The 16,023-nt window shown below is 69.5% G+C and carries 13 protein-coding genes; 9 read left to right on the top strand and 4 right to left on the bottom strand.

The annotated features are described in order from the left end of the window. Window positions 1–58 precede the first annotated feature (58 nt). The 5 genes from R8G01_13590 to R8G01_13570 all read left to right on the top strand — a co-directional run bounded on the left by R8G01_13590 (window position 59) and on the right by R8G01_13570 (window position 6,520). Window positions 59–985 (top strand): hypothetical protein, encoded by a 927-nt coding sequence (locus tag R8G01_13590; protein ID MDW3215031.1) that lies wholly within the window; start codon window positions 59–61, stop codon window positions 983–985. Between the two features lie 38 nt (window positions 986–1,023). Beyond that, a complete protein-coding gene (locus R8G01_13585) occupies window positions 1,024–1,845 on the top strand; it encodes a DUF169 domain-containing protein (GenBank protein ID MDW3215030.1) in 822 nt (273 codons plus the stop codon). A gap of 84 nt (window positions 1,846–1,929) precedes the next feature. Next, on the top strand, window positions 1,930–4,845 hold the full coding sequence (locus R8G01_13580; protein MDW3215029.1) for a tandem-95 repeat protein: 2,916 nt from the start codon (window positions 1,930–1,932) through the stop codon (window positions 4,843–4,845). 93 nt (window positions 4,846–4,938) lie between these two features. Continuing rightward, the gene (locus tag R8G01_13575; GenBank protein MDW3215028.1) at window positions 4,939–5,535 is read left to right on the top strand and encodes a hypothetical protein; all 597 of its coding nucleotides are present in this window, start codon (window positions 4,939–4,941) and stop codon (window positions 5,533–5,535) included. A gap of 10 nt (window positions 5,536–5,545) precedes the next feature. Further along, window positions 5,546–6,520 (top strand): quinone oxidoreductase, encoded by a 975-nt coding sequence (locus tag R8G01_13570; protein MDW3215027.1) that lies wholly within the window; start codon window positions 5,546–5,548, stop codon window positions 6,518–6,520. Between the two features lie 368 nt (window positions 6,521–6,888). Here the strand turns inward: R8G01_13570 and R8G01_13565 are convergent, their stop codons facing one another. From R8G01_13565 to R8G01_13555, 3 genes are all read right to left on the bottom strand, one after another. Beyond that, window positions 6,889–7,794, bottom strand: coding sequence for a hypothetical protein (locus tag R8G01_13565; protein ID MDW3215026.1), 906 nt, complete (start codon window positions 7,792–7,794; stop codon window positions 6,889–6,891). A 47-nt stretch (window positions 7,795–7,841) separates the two neighbouring features. Then, a complete protein-coding gene (locus R8G01_13560) occupies window positions 7,842–8,468 on the bottom strand; it encodes an alpha/beta fold hydrolase (protein MDW3215025.1) in 627 nt (208 codons plus the stop codon). Window positions 8,469–9,137: 669 nt separating this feature from the next. Beyond that, window positions 9,138–10,298, bottom strand: a complete 1,161-nt coding sequence (locus R8G01_13555; protein ID MDW3215024.1) for an LLM class flavin-dependent oxidoreductase — start codon at window positions 10,296–10,298, stop codon at window positions 9,138–9,140. A gap of 502 nt (window positions 10,299–10,800) precedes the next feature. Between R8G01_13555 and R8G01_13550 the strand changes: the two genes are divergently transcribed. The 3 genes from R8G01_13550 (at window position 10,801) to R8G01_13540 (ending at window position 13,278) form a co-directional block, all read left to right on the top strand. Further along, complete coding sequence (locus R8G01_13550) at window positions 10,801–11,709, top strand: SDR family NAD(P)-dependent oxidoreductase (protein MDW3215023.1); 909 nt, start codon at window positions 10,801–10,803, stop codon at window positions 11,707–11,709. Between the two features lie 133 nt (window positions 11,710–11,842). Then, a complete protein-coding gene (locus R8G01_13545; protein ID MDW3215022.1) occupies window positions 11,843–12,205 on the top strand; it encodes a metalloregulator ArsR/SmtB family transcription factor in 363 nt (120 codons plus the stop codon). Window positions 12,206–12,306: 101 nt separating this feature from the next. Continuing rightward, entirely contained in the window at window positions 12,307–13,278 is a 972-nt protein-coding gene (locus tag R8G01_13540) for an SRPBCC family protein (protein MDW3215021.1), read from the top strand. A gap of 10 nt (window positions 13,279–13,288) precedes the next feature. Here R8G01_13540 and R8G01_13535 read toward each other — a convergent pair whose 3' ends face one another. Beyond that, window positions 13,289–14,776, bottom strand: coding sequence for an MFS transporter (locus tag R8G01_13535; GenBank protein ID MDW3215020.1), 1,488 nt, complete (start codon window positions 14,774–14,776; stop codon window positions 13,289–13,291). A 189-nt stretch (window positions 14,777–14,965) separates the two neighbouring features. On the opposite strand from R8G01_13535, the gene R8G01_13530 reads away from it, so the two are divergent. Continuing rightward, window positions 14,966–15,988: a hypothetical protein gene (locus R8G01_13530; GenBank protein ID MDW3215019.1), complete on the top strand. Its 1,023-nt coding sequence runs from the start codon at window positions 14,966–14,968 to the stop codon at window positions 15,986–15,988. Window positions 15,989–16,023 lie beyond the last annotated feature (35 nt).

Raw genomic sequence — 16,023 nt, 5'->3', positions numbered from 1 at the left:
ATCGCCACCGAACGAGCACGCTGACGATCGGCGAGTGGTCGGCTCCTACGATCGAACGATGGCGTTCGACACCTCGTCCATCACCACCGACGACGCAGGGGTGCGGCACGGCCCCGAACGAGCACCGCGCCAACTCCTCGGCGATCAGGAGTACGACGGTCACGCGAGTGTGCACGACGACGCCGTCGCCGGCGACCTCGGTCTGTCGGGCGCGCCGATCGAGGGACCGACCCACTTCAGCCAGATCGACCTGCTGGCGTTCGACCAGTGGGGGCAGCGCTGGTTCGAGACCGGCTGCGTGAGCGCCCACTTCCTGAACATGGTGGTCGAGGGCGAGACGGTCACCGCCTCGTTCACCCCTGGCGACGACGGTGCCGCGCGCATCGACGCGGTGAAGGGTGACGGGTCGCCGGTTCTGACCGGTTCGGCCACCGTCGACGCGTCGGCGCCGACCGAGCTCCGCGACCGCCTGGCCAAGATGCAGGCCCGCGACGCGGGCGACCTGTTCATCGTCGACCAGATCGAACTCGGTCCCGTACACGGCGAGCCGCCGGTGGTGACGGTCGAACTCGACACCGACAACGGCCACCTCTACCCCTTCTCGCTCCGTCGCAAGCTCGACGCGATCACCGAACGCACCCCCTGGTACGACACCGACGACACGCCGTGGGGCCGCCCGATCCTGCCGTTCGAGATGTACAGCGTGCTCGCCCACAAGGTCGGGACACGGCTGCCGGTGCGCGGACCCGCCGTCGGCCTGTTCATCGACCTCGAGGTCCGTGCGATCGACGGCCCGTTGTTCGTCGGCGAGGAGTACCGCCTCGAACGTGAGGTGCTGGCCATCGGACAGAGCCGGCGGGTCGAGTCGCACTGGGTCGAGACCCGGGTCATGTCCGCCGCGACCGGCCGCCACGCCGCGACCGTGATGTTGCACTCCGGCGTGTTCAAGGCCTCGTTCGCCGGGTACCCGGCCGACCGCCTCTGAATCCGGCGTCGCCCGGCACCAGGTCGTACGGTGGCCGCATGGTCACGACGGATGACAGCCTCGGCAGCTCAGGAGACGGCACGCCGGTTCGCGTCGGCGACGAGTTCCACGGACGGAGGATCGTCGACGACCTGAACCGGTTGCTCCGGCTCCGGACCACACCGATCGGCATGAAGCGATTCGCGACCGTCGCCGAGATGGAGGCGGTGCCGAAGATCCGGCGGCCCGGCGCGATCCACACCACCGACCAGATCGTGGGACAGGCCGCCCGCAACGGATGGACCGTCGGCATCACCGTGGACGACCTGGTCGGCGACCAGTGCGCGGCCGTGGTCGGCCTGCACCCCCGAGACGACGAGTGGCTCGAGGGTCGGCAGTACTCCGGCGTCTGGTACGCCACACCCGCCGACGCCGCCGCGCACCAGGCCGCGATGGACCTCCCGTCGTTCGGTGAGCACGAAGCGCTCGCCGTGTCGCCGCTCGCGAGCGGACGCCTCGACCCGCCCGACATCTGCCTGATCTACGCCACCCCGGCGCAGATGATCCTGTTCGTCAACGGGCTCCAGTGGACCGGGTACCGCAAGCTCGAGTGGGGCTGCGTCGGCGAGTCGTCGTGCGCCGACTCGTGGGGCAGGGCATTGGCCACCGGCGAGCCGAGCCTCTCGATCCCGTGCTTCGCCGAGCGTCGGTACGGCGGGGTGATGGAGGACGAACTCCTCATGGCGATCCCGCCGTCGTACCTCCCGAAGGTGATCGACGGTCTCGACGCGCTCTCGCGCAACGGATTGCGCTACCCGATCCCGCCCTACGGGGTGAACGCCGACGCCCGAGCCGGTCTCGGCGTCAGCTACGGCAGCTGACGCCGGCGATCGCACGCCCGGCGAGTTCGTCGTTTCGTCTCAACCCGGTAGCGGACCGAGCCGATACACCTATGTGATCGGCGAATGAGCGCTGAGGAGCGGCCGCAGCAGAGTCGTTGGACGGGGCGTCCGCGCGCCGCGTTCGGGATCAAGGCGCTTGTCTTCATCGCCCCGATCCTCATCTCGGTCGCGGCGACCCATCTGATCTCGAAGGTGGTTCCACGACCGGCGGAGCTCCTCTCGACGATCGTCTGGTGGATCGCGCTCAGCGTGTTCGCGACCGGCGTGCTGTTCGTCGCCGACCGTCTCGCCCGCAAGCTGCTGCCGCTGGCCGCACTCCTGCAACTCTCGCTCGTGTTCCCGGATCAGGCGCCGTCGCGCTTCAAGACCGCCATGCGAACGCAGACTGTGCATCAGCTCAAGTTGCGGATCGCAGAACTCCGCCAGACCGGTCTCCCTGACGATCCAGCGCTCGCTGCAGAGACGCTGATCGAGCTCGTCGCCGATCTGAGCGCACACGACCGCCTCACCCGTGGCCATGCCGAACGTGTGCGGGCCTACAGCCGGATGATCGGCGAAGAACTCGGCCTCGACTCGCACGAGCTCGACCTGCTCCAGTGGGCCGGACTCGCCCATGATGTCGGGAAGCTGTTCGTCCCGGGCGAGATCCTCAACAAACCCGGTCGGCTGGACGACGCCGAGTTCGAGATCATCAAACAGCACCCGGGTTGGGGCGCCGAGATGTGCCAACCGCTGCGGGGCTGGCTCGGCGAGTGGGTCGATGCCGTCGGTGAGCACCACGAGCGCTGGGACGGTGGCGGTTACCCATCGGGGATCTCCGGTGAGGAGATTTCGCTCGCAGCTCGGATCGTGTCGGTCGCCGACGTCTACGACGTGATCACCAGTGCTCGGTCGTACAAGGCGGCGGGCACCGCCGTCGAGGGCCGCCAGGAACTGGCCCGCTGTGCCGGCACGCAGTTCGATCCTCGTGTGGTGCGGGCGTTCATGAACATCTCGCTCGGTCGCCTCCGACTCATCATGGGTCCGCTGTCGTGGTTGGCGCAGCTGCCCGTCGTCGGTCGAATGCCGGTCGGCTCGGTCGCCGGCGCTGCGGTGAGCGCCACCGCGACCGCGGTGACGCTCGTCGCCGGTGGCTTGCTCGACCCGCCGGCGACCGATCGCGCCGTGGTCGAGGCTGCGGGGCAGGAGGTCGTGGTCACGATGCCGGTGACGACCAGCACGACCACCATCGTGCTGCCCGGTGCGGTGATCGCGATCCCGGAATCCACCACACCCGCGAGCACGGTGGTGCCGACCGCCGCGCCGACGACCAGCCCGCCGACGAGCACGACCACGACCACGACCGTCCGGCCGTCGACGTCCACGTCGGCGCCGTCCACGGCCGCGACGACAACGGTGGTCGTGACGCTCCCGTTCCGCCCGAACATCTCGATCTCCGACGGTCGAATCCCGTCGGCTCCCGTGCCGCCCACGACCACGCCGTCCACTCCGGTCACCCCGTCGGTCACCACGTCCACGTCGACCACGACCACTCCGACGACCACTCCGACGACCACTCCGACGACCACTCCGACGACCACTCCGACCACCACGACGACGACCACGACGGCGCCGCCCGGGCCGGTGGCGGTCGACGACCTCGCGGCGACCGCTGAGGGTTCGCCGGTCGAGATCGACGTTGCGGCCAACGACGCACGGGTGACGTCGGCGTCGCTCGACTCGGTGCCGGCGAACGGTACGATCACCCGTGTCGGCCCCACCCGTTTCCGGTTCGTCCCCTTGCCGAACTGGTCCGGTGAGACGACCTTCCGGTACACGGCGGTCGACGTCCGCGGCGCACGTTCGTCGGCGTCGGTGGTGATCTCGGTCAGCGCGGTACCCGATCCCCCGATCGCTCGCGACGACACCGTCGCGATGGACGAGGACGACTCGATCGACGTGGCCGTGCTCGCCAACGACACCGACCCCGACGGGGACCCGCTCACGATCTTGACGGTCACCGCCGACGATGGAGTGGCCTCCACCGACGGCGCAGTCGTCCGGTTCACGCCGGACCCGAACGAGTTCGGGCCGATGCAGCTCCGCTACACGATCTCCGATGGCACCGGGCGGACGGCGGCCGCGTCCGTGTTCGTGACCGTGAACCCCCGGCCGGACCCTCCGTCGGCGGGTGGCGATGCCTACGCAGCGCAGGAGTCGACCGCGCTCATCGTGGCTGCGCCCGGCGTGCTCGACAACGACGGCGACGAGGACGGTGACACCCTCACCGCTTCACTGCACTCGGGTCCCGACCACGGCACCCTCTCCCTCGCGGCGGATGGTTCGTTCACCTACGCACCCGCACCCGCATTCGTCGGCTCCGACGCGTTCACCTACCGGGTCTCGGACGGGACCGGTCGCTCCGACGTCGCAACCGTCACGATCGACGTCGGCAGCACCGGAGTCGACCAGCGCTTCTACCTCGGCACGAACGGCGAGTCGGCGACCGACTGGGCGCTCACACCGACGAAGCCGGCGAATGCATCGCCCGAGCCCGATCACGACGGCGACGGCTCGCCGGGCCTCACCATCGAACCGTCGAGCCAGAAGCTGGACGACACCGATCCCCGCAAGTTCCAGCACTGGAGCTTCGAGCCGGCGTCCGATCTCGTACTCGACGGGCCGGTTCGGCTCGTGCTGTGGAGCACGGTCGAGGACTTCGAGGTCGAGGAGGACGTCGACTATTCCGTGTGGCTCCAGGACTGCGCCGCGAACGGCACCGGCTGTGTAACGCTCGCCAGTTCCGTCGATGTCCACGTCGACGAGTGGAATCGCGGGCGTTCGACCTGGGTCGAGCGCGAGATCACGATCGGATCGGTCGACGCGACGATCCCCGCAGGACGGATGCTTCGGCTCCGGCTGATGTTCAACCACGACAAGGTGTGGGTCGCGCTCAGTGGCACGCGAGCCAGCGCACTGGAGTACACCCGCGCCCTCTGAAATACCGTCGACCGTTGGTCTCGGAGGCGGAGTCGCTACGGTCGGCGGCGTGTCTTCCGGTGACCGGCTCTGCATGGCAGGGAGAGCTGCCGCATGCTGATCAAGAACGCGGTGCTCGAACGAATCGTGACCGGCGAGATCGACACGCTGTTCCGGCGTCAGAAGCGGCCGACGGTGAAGACGGGCGGCAGTCTGCGCACCCGTGCGGGGATGCTCGACATCGTCGGCGTCGAGCGGATCGAACTCGACGACATCACCGACCTCGATGCGAAACGGGCCGGATTCGGCTCGGTCGCCGAGGTGATCGCCGAGCTCACCCAGAAGCCGGAGGGCGACTTCTACCGGGTCCGGGTGCGCGTGGGTGGGATCGATCCCCGCGTCGAGCTGCGTGAACGGTCGGAGCTGTCCGACGAGGAGTTGGCCGACGTCCGGACTCGCCTCGAGCGGCTCGACACGCGCAGTCCGGCCGGCGCGTGGACCGTGCGGTTCATGACGATGCTGTCGGAGCAACCGCACACGCGCGCCCCGGACCTCGCGGCGTCGATCGGGTGGGAGACCAAGCCGTTCAAGACGAACGTCGCCAAGCTCAAAGCGCTCGGGCTGACGATCAGTCACAGCCCCGGCTACGAGCTGTCACCTCGTGGGCACACGGTGCTCGCCGACCTCCGGCGCCGTCCGCTCGATCGGTAGGGTCGGCCCCATGTGGGCGATCCAGATCGATCAGTCCGGTGGACCCGAGGTCATGCAGTGGCGCGAGCTCGACGACCCGGCGCCCGGCGACGGACAGATCGTCGTCGATGTCGCCGCGGCCGGTCTCAACTACATCGACACGTACCAGCGGTCGGGTCTCTACGACGTCCCCACGCCGTACGTGCTCGGATTGGAGGGCGCCGGCGTCGTGACCGCCGTCGGCGAAGGTGTGTCGCAGTGGGCGGTCGGCGACCGTGTCGCCTGGCCGGGCGCCGCCGGTTCGTACGCGACGCAGGTCGCCCTCGCCGCCGACCAGGTGGTGGCGGTACCGGAGTCGGTCGATCTCGAGACCGCAGCGGCGATCCCACTCCAGGGGATGACCGCGCACTACCTCGTCACCGACACGTTCGAGCTCGGTGCCGGCAGCCGCTGCCTCGTGCACGCCGGGGCCGGGGGCGTCGGACTGCTGCTGATCCAGATGGCCAAGCTGCTGGGCGCCGAGGTGTTCACGACCGTCGGCACCGAGGAGAAGGCCGAGTTGGCACGGGCCGCCGGCGCCGACCACACGATCTTGTACCGCGACGTCGACTTCGCCGAGGCGGTCACCGAGATCGCCGGGCCGCGTCCGCTCGACGTGGTCTACGACGGCGTCGGCAAATCGGTGTTCGAGCAGAGCCTCACCGTGCTGCGGCCGCGGGGGATGATGGTGACGTTCGGGAACGCCTCCGGTCCGGTCGACCCGGTCTCACCGTTGGCGCTGTCGGCGAACGGTTCGATCTTCCTGACCCGACCGACCCTGTTCCACTACATCGCCGAACGCAGCGATCTCGAACGCCGCGCGGCCGACCTGTACCACTGGATCGGCGAGGGTGATCTCGACGTTCGGATCGGTCACCGGTTCGCGCTGGCCGAAGCCGCCGATGCCCACCGGGCGATCGAAGCGCGTGAGACGACCGGCAAGGTGCTGCTGATCCCCGACGTGTGATCCGGGCGCCTGCGTAGGAGAAGCTGAGGTTCCGAACCGCTGTCCGGATCGGGAAGTCGGGCCTGTCGGGTCGGGAAGTCGGGTCTGCCGGGTCGGCGGGTGCGACGATCTCAAGATCGCCACCCGCGTGGCCGGATGGGTGGACGGCCGGTTGGCCGGTTGGCCGGGTGGCCCGGGTTGCCCGGGTGGCTCCCAGTTCTCTGTGCGCCCATTGTCGTCGAGCGACCATCCAGCCCACGTCGAACCCGTCGCCGAGCCGGTCACGCCGTCGACCGACCAGGTCTCCGATCCGCTTCGCCAGGTCGTGAGGGCAGCATCGACCGACGATTCCCGCGCCGTTCTGAGCGGCGTCCTGATCGTTCGACCGTTCAGCAGTCACGGAGCACGAACACGGGGAGATGGCCGGCCTGCATCGCGGTCACGGTCACCTGGCTCGGGTCCGGCTCGCCGACGACGAGCCCTGTACCGTCCTCGTCGGGCGTCGTAAAGTTCTCCTCGGCGCTCAACAGCGTGACGTAAATCCCGCCGGCTTGTCCGTATGCCGTCCGGTAACAGGCGGCACTCGGATCGAACTGGATCAGGTCGGCGAAGTCGGCGAGCGTCGATCCGAATCGGAGCCCGTCGTCGGTCGCGAGGTCCGACGGGCCGTCGACACGCCAGCCGGTGAAGATCAGCGTCTCGGGTGCGCCGGCCCCGAACTGCAGACAGAGACTCTGGGCGAAACAGACCATGCGGCCGAACGGGGCGACGAACCGTTCCTCGCCACTCGCGTCGAAGTACATCCCTTGGTCGATGTCGGGGTACTCGCGCAGCTCGTCGATCGTCGGGTCGCCCAACAGGCCGGTCAGCGCGGGGACGATGTCGACGTCGCGGTCGCCGAACCGGAACGGCAGGACGCCGTCGAAGATCAGCGTGAGGTCGGACGGGTCGTCGAGGGGGTTCGTCGTCGGCGCGACCGTGTTGGCCATCGTCGTGGGGGTCGGGGTGGTGCTCGTGGTGGGGGTGCTCGTGGCGGGGGTGCTCGTGGTGGTGTCGGGTGAGTCGTCGGACGACTCGGTCGACCGCTCCGTGGACTCGTCGCTGTCGTCGGACCCGGTGGTGTCGTCGGTGTCGCCGCCGTCGCCCGAGTCGTCGCTGGACTCGTCGATGCCCGTGTCGTCGTCAGCGTCGGCCGGCGTGATCGACGGCGCCGCCGCCGAGTCGTCGGGTCGGGTGCATGCCGACAGGACGAGCGAGCCGACGACGAACGCGGTCAAGAACGTGCGCGGCGCCATTGAGGTCACGTTAGTCAGTGGGGCGCTCCGCCCTGGTCGTGACCGACTCAGATGGCGGCGAGCCAGGACTTGGCGTCGGCCATCATCTCGAGTCGTTGGCTGTGCGCCATGTCGTATCCGTACGTCGACACGTTCCAGCCGCCGCCGGCGAGCGTCGAGGCCGCGGCGCGGCCACGGTCTGGCGTGATGATCGGGTCGTGCTCGCCGACCTGGATCAGGGCCGGGCGACCGTCGCCGGACCCGGTGTCGAGATCGAGGCCCTCGATCTCGGGGAGCGCGCAGCACATCGCCCACACACCGGCGAAGGCCGGCCCGGTCGGTCGGAGCGCCAGCGCCAGCGCCAGGAAGCCGCCCTGTGAGAATCCGCCGAGCACGGTCCGTTCGGGGCCGACGCCGGCTCGGGCCATCTCGTCGGCGACGAACGTGTCGAGGGTGTCGACCGCCTGCCGGAACGAGGCGGCGTCGGGGCCGGTGTCGGTGCGGTCGTACCAGGAGGCACCGTCACCCTCCGGGAGGTCGTGCGGGGCCCGGGGGCAGGCGGCGGTGAACCGCTCGTCGGGGTCGACGAGGGGAACGTAGGCGGCGAGATGATGCTGCTCGGCGCTCCATCCGTGGAGCAGGATCAGCAGCCGATCGGCGCCGTCGCGGTCGATGCGGTACGTGGTGAGAGCCATGCCGCCACTCTGCCAGATCGGTCCCCGCCAACCCCCGCGGGCCGTGTCGCGATGTTGAGCGTGCGGGGCTCAGAGTCGCGACACGGCCGGTCGGGTGTGGGTGGTGGGGTGGGGTGGGGTGTGTCGCGTTGTTGGGCGTGCGGGGCCCAGTTCGCGACACGGCCTGGCGGGCGGCCCCAGGTTCGCGACATGGTCGGTCGAGCGGAGGTGTCGGCGGTGTCGCGTTGTTGGGCGTGCTGGCCGCAGGTTCGCGACACGGCCGGTCGGGTGTGGGTGGTGGGGTGGGGTGTGTCGCGGTGTTGGGCGTGCGGGGCCCAGATTCGCGACACGGTCGGTCGGGTGTGTGCGGTGGGGTGGGGCGTGTCGCGGTGTTGGGCGTGCGGGGCCCAGGTTCGCGACACGGCCGGTCGGGTGTGTGCGGTGGGGTGGGGCGTGTCGCGGTGTTGGGCGTGCGGGGCCCAGGTTCGCGACACGGCCTGGCGGGCGGCTCCAGGTTCGCGACACGGCTGGTCGGGCGGCCGCAGGTTCGCGACATGGTCGGTTGGGCGTGGATGGTGGGTGTGGCTGGTGGGGTGTGTCGCGTTCTTGGGCTTGCGGGCCGCAGGTTCGCGACATGGCCGGCTGTGGCGCTCGGGTGCGCGGGTCCAGTGGGGGCCCTGCCGGCCGGGGTCAGGCGAGGGTGACGCCGAGTTTGGGGAGGACCTCGGTGGCGGTCATCTCCAACTGCTCGTCCATCTGCTCCTGGGTGAGACCGGGCATGTCGAAGAACAGCACGACGTGCTCGACGCCGACCTCGTCGCGGTAGCGACCGAGCAGGTCGGCGCACTCCTCGGGCGACCCGATCAGCATCATGTCCTGCTCGATCGAGTCCTCGATCGTCGGGCGGAAGTCGAACGGCACCGGGCTGCCGTCGGGCAACGTGTACGCCCGGAACCGGCCGTACGGGGCGAGGAACCGGATCCACTCGTCGTGGGCGTTGCGGCCGGTGCGGATCGCATCGTCACGGGTCGGGCCGACGTGCATGTTGATCGCCAGGCAGCGTGCGTCGCTGCGGCCGATGTCCCAGCCGCCGTCGGCGGCCTTGTTGCCGAAGTCGTCCCACCACTTCTTCGTGCTCTCGATCCCGCGCGCCGGCAGCACGGCATGATGGCGCGCCCGAGCCGCGTAGTCGAGCGTCGGGGGCGAGGTCACCGCCTGCCACACGTCGATCGGGGCGATGGGCTTGGGGATCAGCGTGAGATCCTGCACCGTCGAGCCGCGGTCGGGGATGCCGGGTGGCGGGAGCACGAAGTGTTTGCCGGTGAACGAGAACGTCTCGTTCGTCCACGCCGACTTGATGATCTCCATCGACTCCTCGAACATCTCGCGGTTGACGCGGTCGAGTTCGGCCGACATCTCGTTGTCGCCGGATGCGACGACGCCGCCGAGCGACTGGGCTTCACGCGGCACGGTGCCGCGACCCACACCGAATTGGATCCGGTTGTTCGTGAGGATCTGCATCATGGCAGCGTCCTCGGCGAGGCGCAGCGGGTGCCACTGCGGCACCACGTTGAACATCTGGCCGAGCCGCAACCGCTCGGTCTCCTTCGCCAGGTGCAGGCCGAACAGGATCAGGTTGGGCGTGACCTCGTACCCCTCGTACTGGAAGTGGTGCTCGGTGAGCCACATCGTGTCGTAGCCGAGCCGGTCCATCGTCTTGGCCCAGTGGGTGAGGTGGTCGTAGCAGGCGAGGAAGTCGGCGTTGCCGTACCGTCGATCGACGGGTTGGGGGCCGTCGTTGCCGGCGTCGGGCATCGGAACCGAGCCGTAGAAGTTCGCATCAACACGCATGTCGCCATTCTCGCAGCACGATGTTTCCGTCGGATCAATTGTGCGAACGATCGGTCGCCGACACGACGGTCGGGATCGCGTCGACGTCCGGGGATGCTCGGTGCACCGTCGGTGCCGACAGGACGAGCTGGTGTCACGACGAGGTGACGACGGGACGAGGTGACGACAGGATGATGTGGGTGAGGTCGACGACCTCAGGGGCGCGGTCGCGTTTCGCCTCGCTCGCCCACCGGGTGCCCAGGTGATGCCCCGGTGATCTCGTTCATTCCGTTACTGCCGACATCGCGGTCGGTGCTCGTGCCCGGATCCGTTCGGAGAGCGCAACGTACGGGTGATCGTCGGGCGATCACCGACGTGCTCGCGCTCGTGCGAGGTCCATGCCAGATCCATGCGAAGTCCCTGCGAGATTGAATCCGATCTGCTCGCCGACTTCCGGTTGGGGCGTGCCGTCGAGCGGGTGGAGCGGGGTGGGCTACCGTCCTGGTGCACGAGGGGGTTCGTGATGGAGATCGGTGCAGACAAGGTCGCGGTGGTGACCGGCGCAGGGAGCGGTATCGGGTTGGCGCTCAGCCACGCGTTCGCCGCGCAGGGGTGTTCGGTCGTGCTCGCCGACGTGCAGCAGGACGCGCTCGATGCCGCCGCTGCGGCCGTCGCCGAGCATGGCGTCGAGACGATGGCGATGATCGTCGACGTGAGCGACCGGGCGCAGGTCGAGGCACTCGCCCAGGCGACGATCGAGCGGTTCGGTGGCGTGCACGTCCTGTGCAACAACGCCGGCGTCTCGGGGGCGGGCGATCCGTGGTTCGGTCCGATCGAAGGCTGGGAGTGGACCTTCGGCGTCAACCTGTGGGGCGTCGTGTACGGCGTGCGGGCGTTCCTCCCACACATGATCGCCGGCGGTGGCGGGCACATCGTCAACACGGCTTCGATGGCGGGTCTGTACGCCGGGTTGAGTCCCGCGTACGACGCCACGAAGCACGGCGTCGTCGCGCTCACCGAGAGCCTCCACCACGCGATGGAGGCGGCGCAGTTGGGGGTCGGTGTCAGCTGTCTGTGTCCGGGTTGGGTGAAGACCGGCATCCTCGACTCCGACCGCAACTGGCCGTCGGAGCTCGGGCCCTTGCCCGACATCGACCCGGGTGCCGAGGTGAGTCGGAACTACGTGAAGCGTGCGATCGACGAGGGCATGCAGCCGGGAGCGGTCGCCAATCTGGTCGTCGACGCGGTTCGTGAAGGTCGGTACTGGATCTTCCCGCATCCCGAGTGGCTGGAGATCGCGATGGAGCGGTTCCACCGGATCGGCGACGCGCAGAACCCGGTGCAACCCGAGGAGTTCCCCGGCATGCCACCGCGGTCGCAGATCGTCGCCGAGGTCATGGCGGCGCTCGGGATGACGCCGCCGGCCGACTGACGACCCGCAGCCGATCACCCGTCCGCCGGGCCGGCCCTGCCGGGACGTTGCCCGCACACCGACCGACATGGTTGCGAAGCAGATGTCGCGCGCCCCTTGACGGGCGACGCCGCAGTGCGTAACCTACAACCATATGGTTGTACAAACTGAGATGTCGGACGCCGAGGTCGACCGGCTCTTCCGAGCACTCGCCGATGCGACCCGACGCGACATCGTCCGGCGGACGCTGACCGGTGAAGCCTCGGTCAGCGCACTGGCGGCCGACTACGACATGAGTTTCGCCGCCGTGCAGAAGCACGTCGCCGTGTTGGAAGGAGCCGGGCTCGTGAGCAAACACCGCCACGGTCGAGAACGCCTCGTGCGCGGCAACGCCGATCGGATCGCCAGGGCGCGGGCGGTGCTCACCGAGCTCGAGGCGCTCTGGCACGCCCGGTTCAGCCAACTCGACGAGGTGCTCGCCAACCCGACCGGCGAGGCCCGAACCACCGAGGCCTGAGCACCCCAGCCCGTGTCCCTGCCGACCTGCCGACACCCGACCCGCCGGCACATCACCAGCACGCCGATTCGCACCCGCACACGAACCCGCAAGGAGTCACCATGCCCGTCACCTCCGTCACCTCCGATCCCGAAGCGCTCACGATGACCCTCGTCGGCGACTACCCCGTCCCGGTCGAACGGCTGTGGGAAGCCTTCGCCGACCCGCGCCAGCTCGAACGCTTCTGGGGGCCGCCGACCTGGCCGGCCACGTTCGCCCGACACGACATGACCGAAGGCGGGCGCAGCAACTACACGATGACCGGGCCCGACGGGGAGACGTCGAGCGGCTACTGGATCTTCACGTCGGTGAACCCAGGACGGAGCTTCGAGGTCATCGACGGGTTCGCCGGCGACGACGGAGAACCCAACGCGTCGATGCCGTCGATGACGATGCGGATGGAGTTCACGACGACGCCGACCGGCTCGCGCTACACCACCGTCACGACGTTCCCCGATCTCGCCTCGATGGAGCAGCTGGCGGAGATGGGCATGGTCGAGGGTGCCACGTCGGCGATGTCGCAGATGGACGACGTGCTCGCCGACCTCGCCACGTTCGCAGCCGACCGCGGGACCGAATCGCAACTGCTCGACGACACACATGTCCGCATCACGCGGATCGTCCGTGGTTCGGTCGAGCAGGTGTGGCGGGCACACCACGACGCCGACCTGATGCGCCGCTGGATGCTCGGCCCCGACGGGTGGTCGATGCCCGTGTGCGAGGTCGGTGTGCAGGTCGGCGACTCGTTCCGCTACGAGTGGGAGGCCGACGACGGCAGCGGGAGCTTCGGCTTCGAGGGCGAGGTGCTGGAGTCGAACCCGCCTCGCCGTGCCGTCACCACGGAACGCATGATCGGCATGGACGGTTCCGGCGTGACGAACGAACTCACCCTGACTCCCGTCGGCGACGCCACCCTGGTGACCCTGGTCGTCACCTACCCGAGCCGTGAGGTCCGTGACCAGGTGCTCGAGACCGGCATGGTCGAGGGCATGGAGGCCTCCTACGCCCGACTCGAATCGTTGGTCGCCGTCTGACCCGGCACCGTCAGCGTGGTGCCGGTGCTGCCGACCGTGCTGCGGTCTGCCGCCAGAGCACCGTCGCCGCGGCCACGCACCCCACCGCGGCCACGCCGCTGAACACGTGTACCCAGGCGAGGCCGTCGCGGATCGCGTCGAGGATCGGGCCCGAGGTGTCGATCTCCTCGCCGCCGAGCGCGTCGCGGACGACCTCGACGTCGCCGATCTGCCGATCGACGACGAACAGCAGGATCGCACCGCCGACGGCGACGCCGTAGGTGATGCAGATCGTGCGCACGAACTGGTGTGCGGCGTTGACCCGCCCCATCTCCGACTCGTCGGCGGCCGACTGCAGCAACGTCAACCCCGACGTCGACACGAAGCCGATCGCGGTCCCCATGAAGAAGAAGGCGACGAAGATCACCGGGATCGGCCACGAGAGCGCCACACCGACACCGCCGAGCGCGACCGCCGGCACCAGGATCAGCGACCCGAGCAGGATCGCGTCGGACTCCCGCCAGCGATGCTCGAGCAACCGACTGACCACGAACGCGGCCGACGTCCACCCGACGGTCAGGAACAGCACGGAGAACGCGGCGAACGACTCGGATCGCCCGCGGGTCGTCTGCATGTAGAGCGGCAGGTAGTTGTCGGCAGCGAGGCCGGCGATCAGCACGAGCCCCGACGTCACGTGCACGCGCTTGAGCGGGAAGCGGGTGATGTGCTCACGGGCGACCAGCGGGTTCTCGGCCCGCCCGGCGTGGACCCAGAACACGGCGCCGAGCGCGATCGCGATCGCGGTGCCGAGCCCGGTGAACCACCAGCGGATGCCCGACTGCGACACCGCGACCAGCGAGATCACGACCAGGCCGGCGATGAGCAGGATGCCGCGCACGTCCATCACGATCCGCTGCGGACGCTCCCGCGTGCTCGGCAGGGTTCGCCACCCGGCGGCGAGCGCCAGCGCCGTGATCGGCAACTGCACGACGAAGATCATGCGCCAGCCGGAGACGGCCAGGAGGCCGGCCGTGATCGCGGGGCCACCGAAGCCCAACACACCCCACACCATGGAGATCGCCGCGAACGCCCGTGGGCGGAGCCGATTCGGATAGCTGAGACCGACCGCCGCGAGCGCGACGGAGATCACGAGGCCGCCGCCGATGCCCTGGAGTGCGCGGGCCACGACGAGGAGCGGCATGTTCGGCGCGGCGGCCGCCGCGCCGCTCGACAGCAGGAACCACAGGCCGGTCACGCGGAACGTCCGTCGGACACCCACCGCGTCGATGATCGGACCGGCCGTGATGCCGGCGACGGCCGACGTCGCGAGGAATGCGGTGATCACCCAGGGGAGCAGGGCGACATCGCCGAGATCGTCGGCGATCGACGGCAGGGCGGCGATGAGCGCGAGCCCGTCGAACGCCGCGATCGCGACGATCGTGAGGTTGGCGAGGGTGACGGGAAGGTACCGGGACGACCAGATGCCACCGTCCGTCTCGCCTTCCACCTCCGTCGTCATCCGGCGCACGCTAGCGACGCGGGACGATCGGGCGAGCGTCGAGGTCGACCGCGCGGTGCCCGGCCGTCGGTCCACCCGGCGGGTCGCGCGCGAACTGTGACATTCGGCCGGGAACCGGGTGGGTGACCGTGGCGTCGAATCACTGCACGACCCGAACGGTTCGGGTCATTCGACACACAGAGGTGAACCGTGAACATCACGAACGTGCTCCATCGGAGCCGAACCGGCGGCGGCGACGTCACCCGGGTCACGAGGCCGGTGGCTCCGCAGCCCCACGCATCGCCTCCCACCGTGTTCTCGCTGGAGCGTGGCACGCGCAGCGAGCGTGCGGGTCGTGGCCGACGCGACGGTTCCCCGTGGCCGAAGGGTGGTGTCGTGCTCGTCGCGCTCCTGGCGATCGCGGCTGTCCTGGGTGCCGTCGGCACCGCCGCCGGATTCGCATCGGGCGACGACGACTCGACCGAGCGCGAACTGCGCGGCCAGGTGGCGACCCTCACGTCGGAACGCGGTGCCGCGATCGAGGCGGTCGCCGTGCTCGACGCCGAACTCGTCTCGCTCCGCGAACTCCTGTTCGCGGCGCAGGGGGGCGCCGATGATCTCGCCGGTCAGGTCGGAACGTTGCAGGCGCGCGTCGCGGCGCTCACCGACCAGCGCAGTACGGCACTGGCGTCGATCGATGCACTCGACGCCGAGCTGACGCTGGCACAGCAGGAACTCGCGGCGACGCAGCAGCGACTGACCGATGTGACCGCGGATCGCGACCGTTTCGCCCGGTTGTTCCCGATGACGTTCGACGCGTCGCTCGACGCCGTCGACCTCGTGGGTGTCCACCGCGTCGACGCGACCCGCATCTACTGCGCGGGTCTCACCACGTGTGGCGCGGCACCGTCGATCTCCGACGTCACGATCCGGAGCACTCCCGAGGGGTACCTGCGGGCGAACATCCCCGGACTCGTGGAAGGTGGCCTGTTCCGCGCCGACGGCGCACTGCACCTCGTCGCCGACTCGAACCTGGCGGTGCCGTCGTGCGCGGGCGCGGCACGGACCGCGAGCGTGACGATGACGATCTTCCCGGGCGGCGTGACCGCCGGTCGTGATGGCACGAGCACGATCACCGGGTTGAACGCGGTGATCACGGTCGAGGCTCCCGCCGTCGGGACCTGCCCGGCCGTGCTGGCGTTCAGCAGCGCCGAGCTCACCGCCAGGGCGTGACGCCCTGGCGGGTGGTCGACCCGTCGACCCCGATG

The sequence above is a fragment of the Ilumatobacteraceae bacterium genome (assembly GCA_033344875.1).
Classification (GTDB): domain Bacteria; phylum Actinomycetota; class Acidimicrobiia; order Acidimicrobiales; family Ilumatobacteraceae; genus Ilumatobacter.
The sequence above is the reverse complement of the archived record's forward strand: the minus strand, read 5'-3'. Positions and strand labels throughout refer to the sequence as shown.

Excerpts from the sequence above, each read along its gene's own strand:
- R8G01_13590 (MDW3215031.1), top strand. The coding sequence starts at position 59 with ATGGCGTTCGACACCTCGTCCATCACCACCGACGACGCAGGGGTGCGG.
- R8G01_13585 (MDW3215030.1), top strand. The coding sequence starts at position 1,024 with ATGGTCACGACGGATGACAGCCTCGGCAGCTCAGGAGACGGCACGCCG.
- R8G01_13580 (MDW3215029.1), top strand. The coding sequence starts at position 1,930 with ATGAGCGCTGAGGAGCGGCCGCAGCAGAGTCGTTGGACGGGGCGTCCG.
- R8G01_13575 (MDW3215028.1), top strand. The coding sequence starts at position 4,939 with ATGCTGATCAAGAACGCGGTGCTCGAACGAATCGTGACCGGCGAGATC.
- R8G01_13570 (MDW3215027.1), top strand. The coding sequence starts at position 5,546 with ATGTGGGCGATCCAGATCGATCAGTCCGGTGGACCCGAGGTCATGCAG.
- R8G01_13565 (MDW3215026.1), bottom strand. The coding sequence starts at position 7,794 with ATGGCGCCGCGCACGTTCTTGACCGCGTTCGTCGTCGGCTCGCTCGTC.
- R8G01_13560 (MDW3215025.1), bottom strand. The coding sequence starts at position 8,468 with ATGGCTCTCACCACGTACCGCATCGACCGCGACGGCGCCGATCGGCTG.
- R8G01_13555 (MDW3215024.1), bottom strand. The coding sequence starts at position 10,298 with ATGCGTGTTGATGCGAACTTCTACGGCTCGGTTCCGATGCCCGACGCC.
- R8G01_13550 (MDW3215023.1), top strand. The coding sequence starts at position 10,801 with ATGGAGATCGGTGCAGACAAGGTCGCGGTGGTGACCGGCGCAGGGAGC.
- R8G01_13545 (MDW3215022.1), top strand. The coding sequence starts at position 11,843 with ATGGTTGTACAAACTGAGATGTCGGACGCCGAGGTCGACCGGCTCTTC.
- R8G01_13540 (MDW3215021.1), top strand. The coding sequence starts at position 12,307 with ATGCCCGTCACCTCCGTCACCTCCGATCCCGAAGCGCTCACGATGACC.
- R8G01_13535 (MDW3215020.1), bottom strand. The coding sequence starts at position 14,776 with ATGACGACGGAGGTGGAAGGCGAGACGGACGGTGGCATCTGGTCGTCC.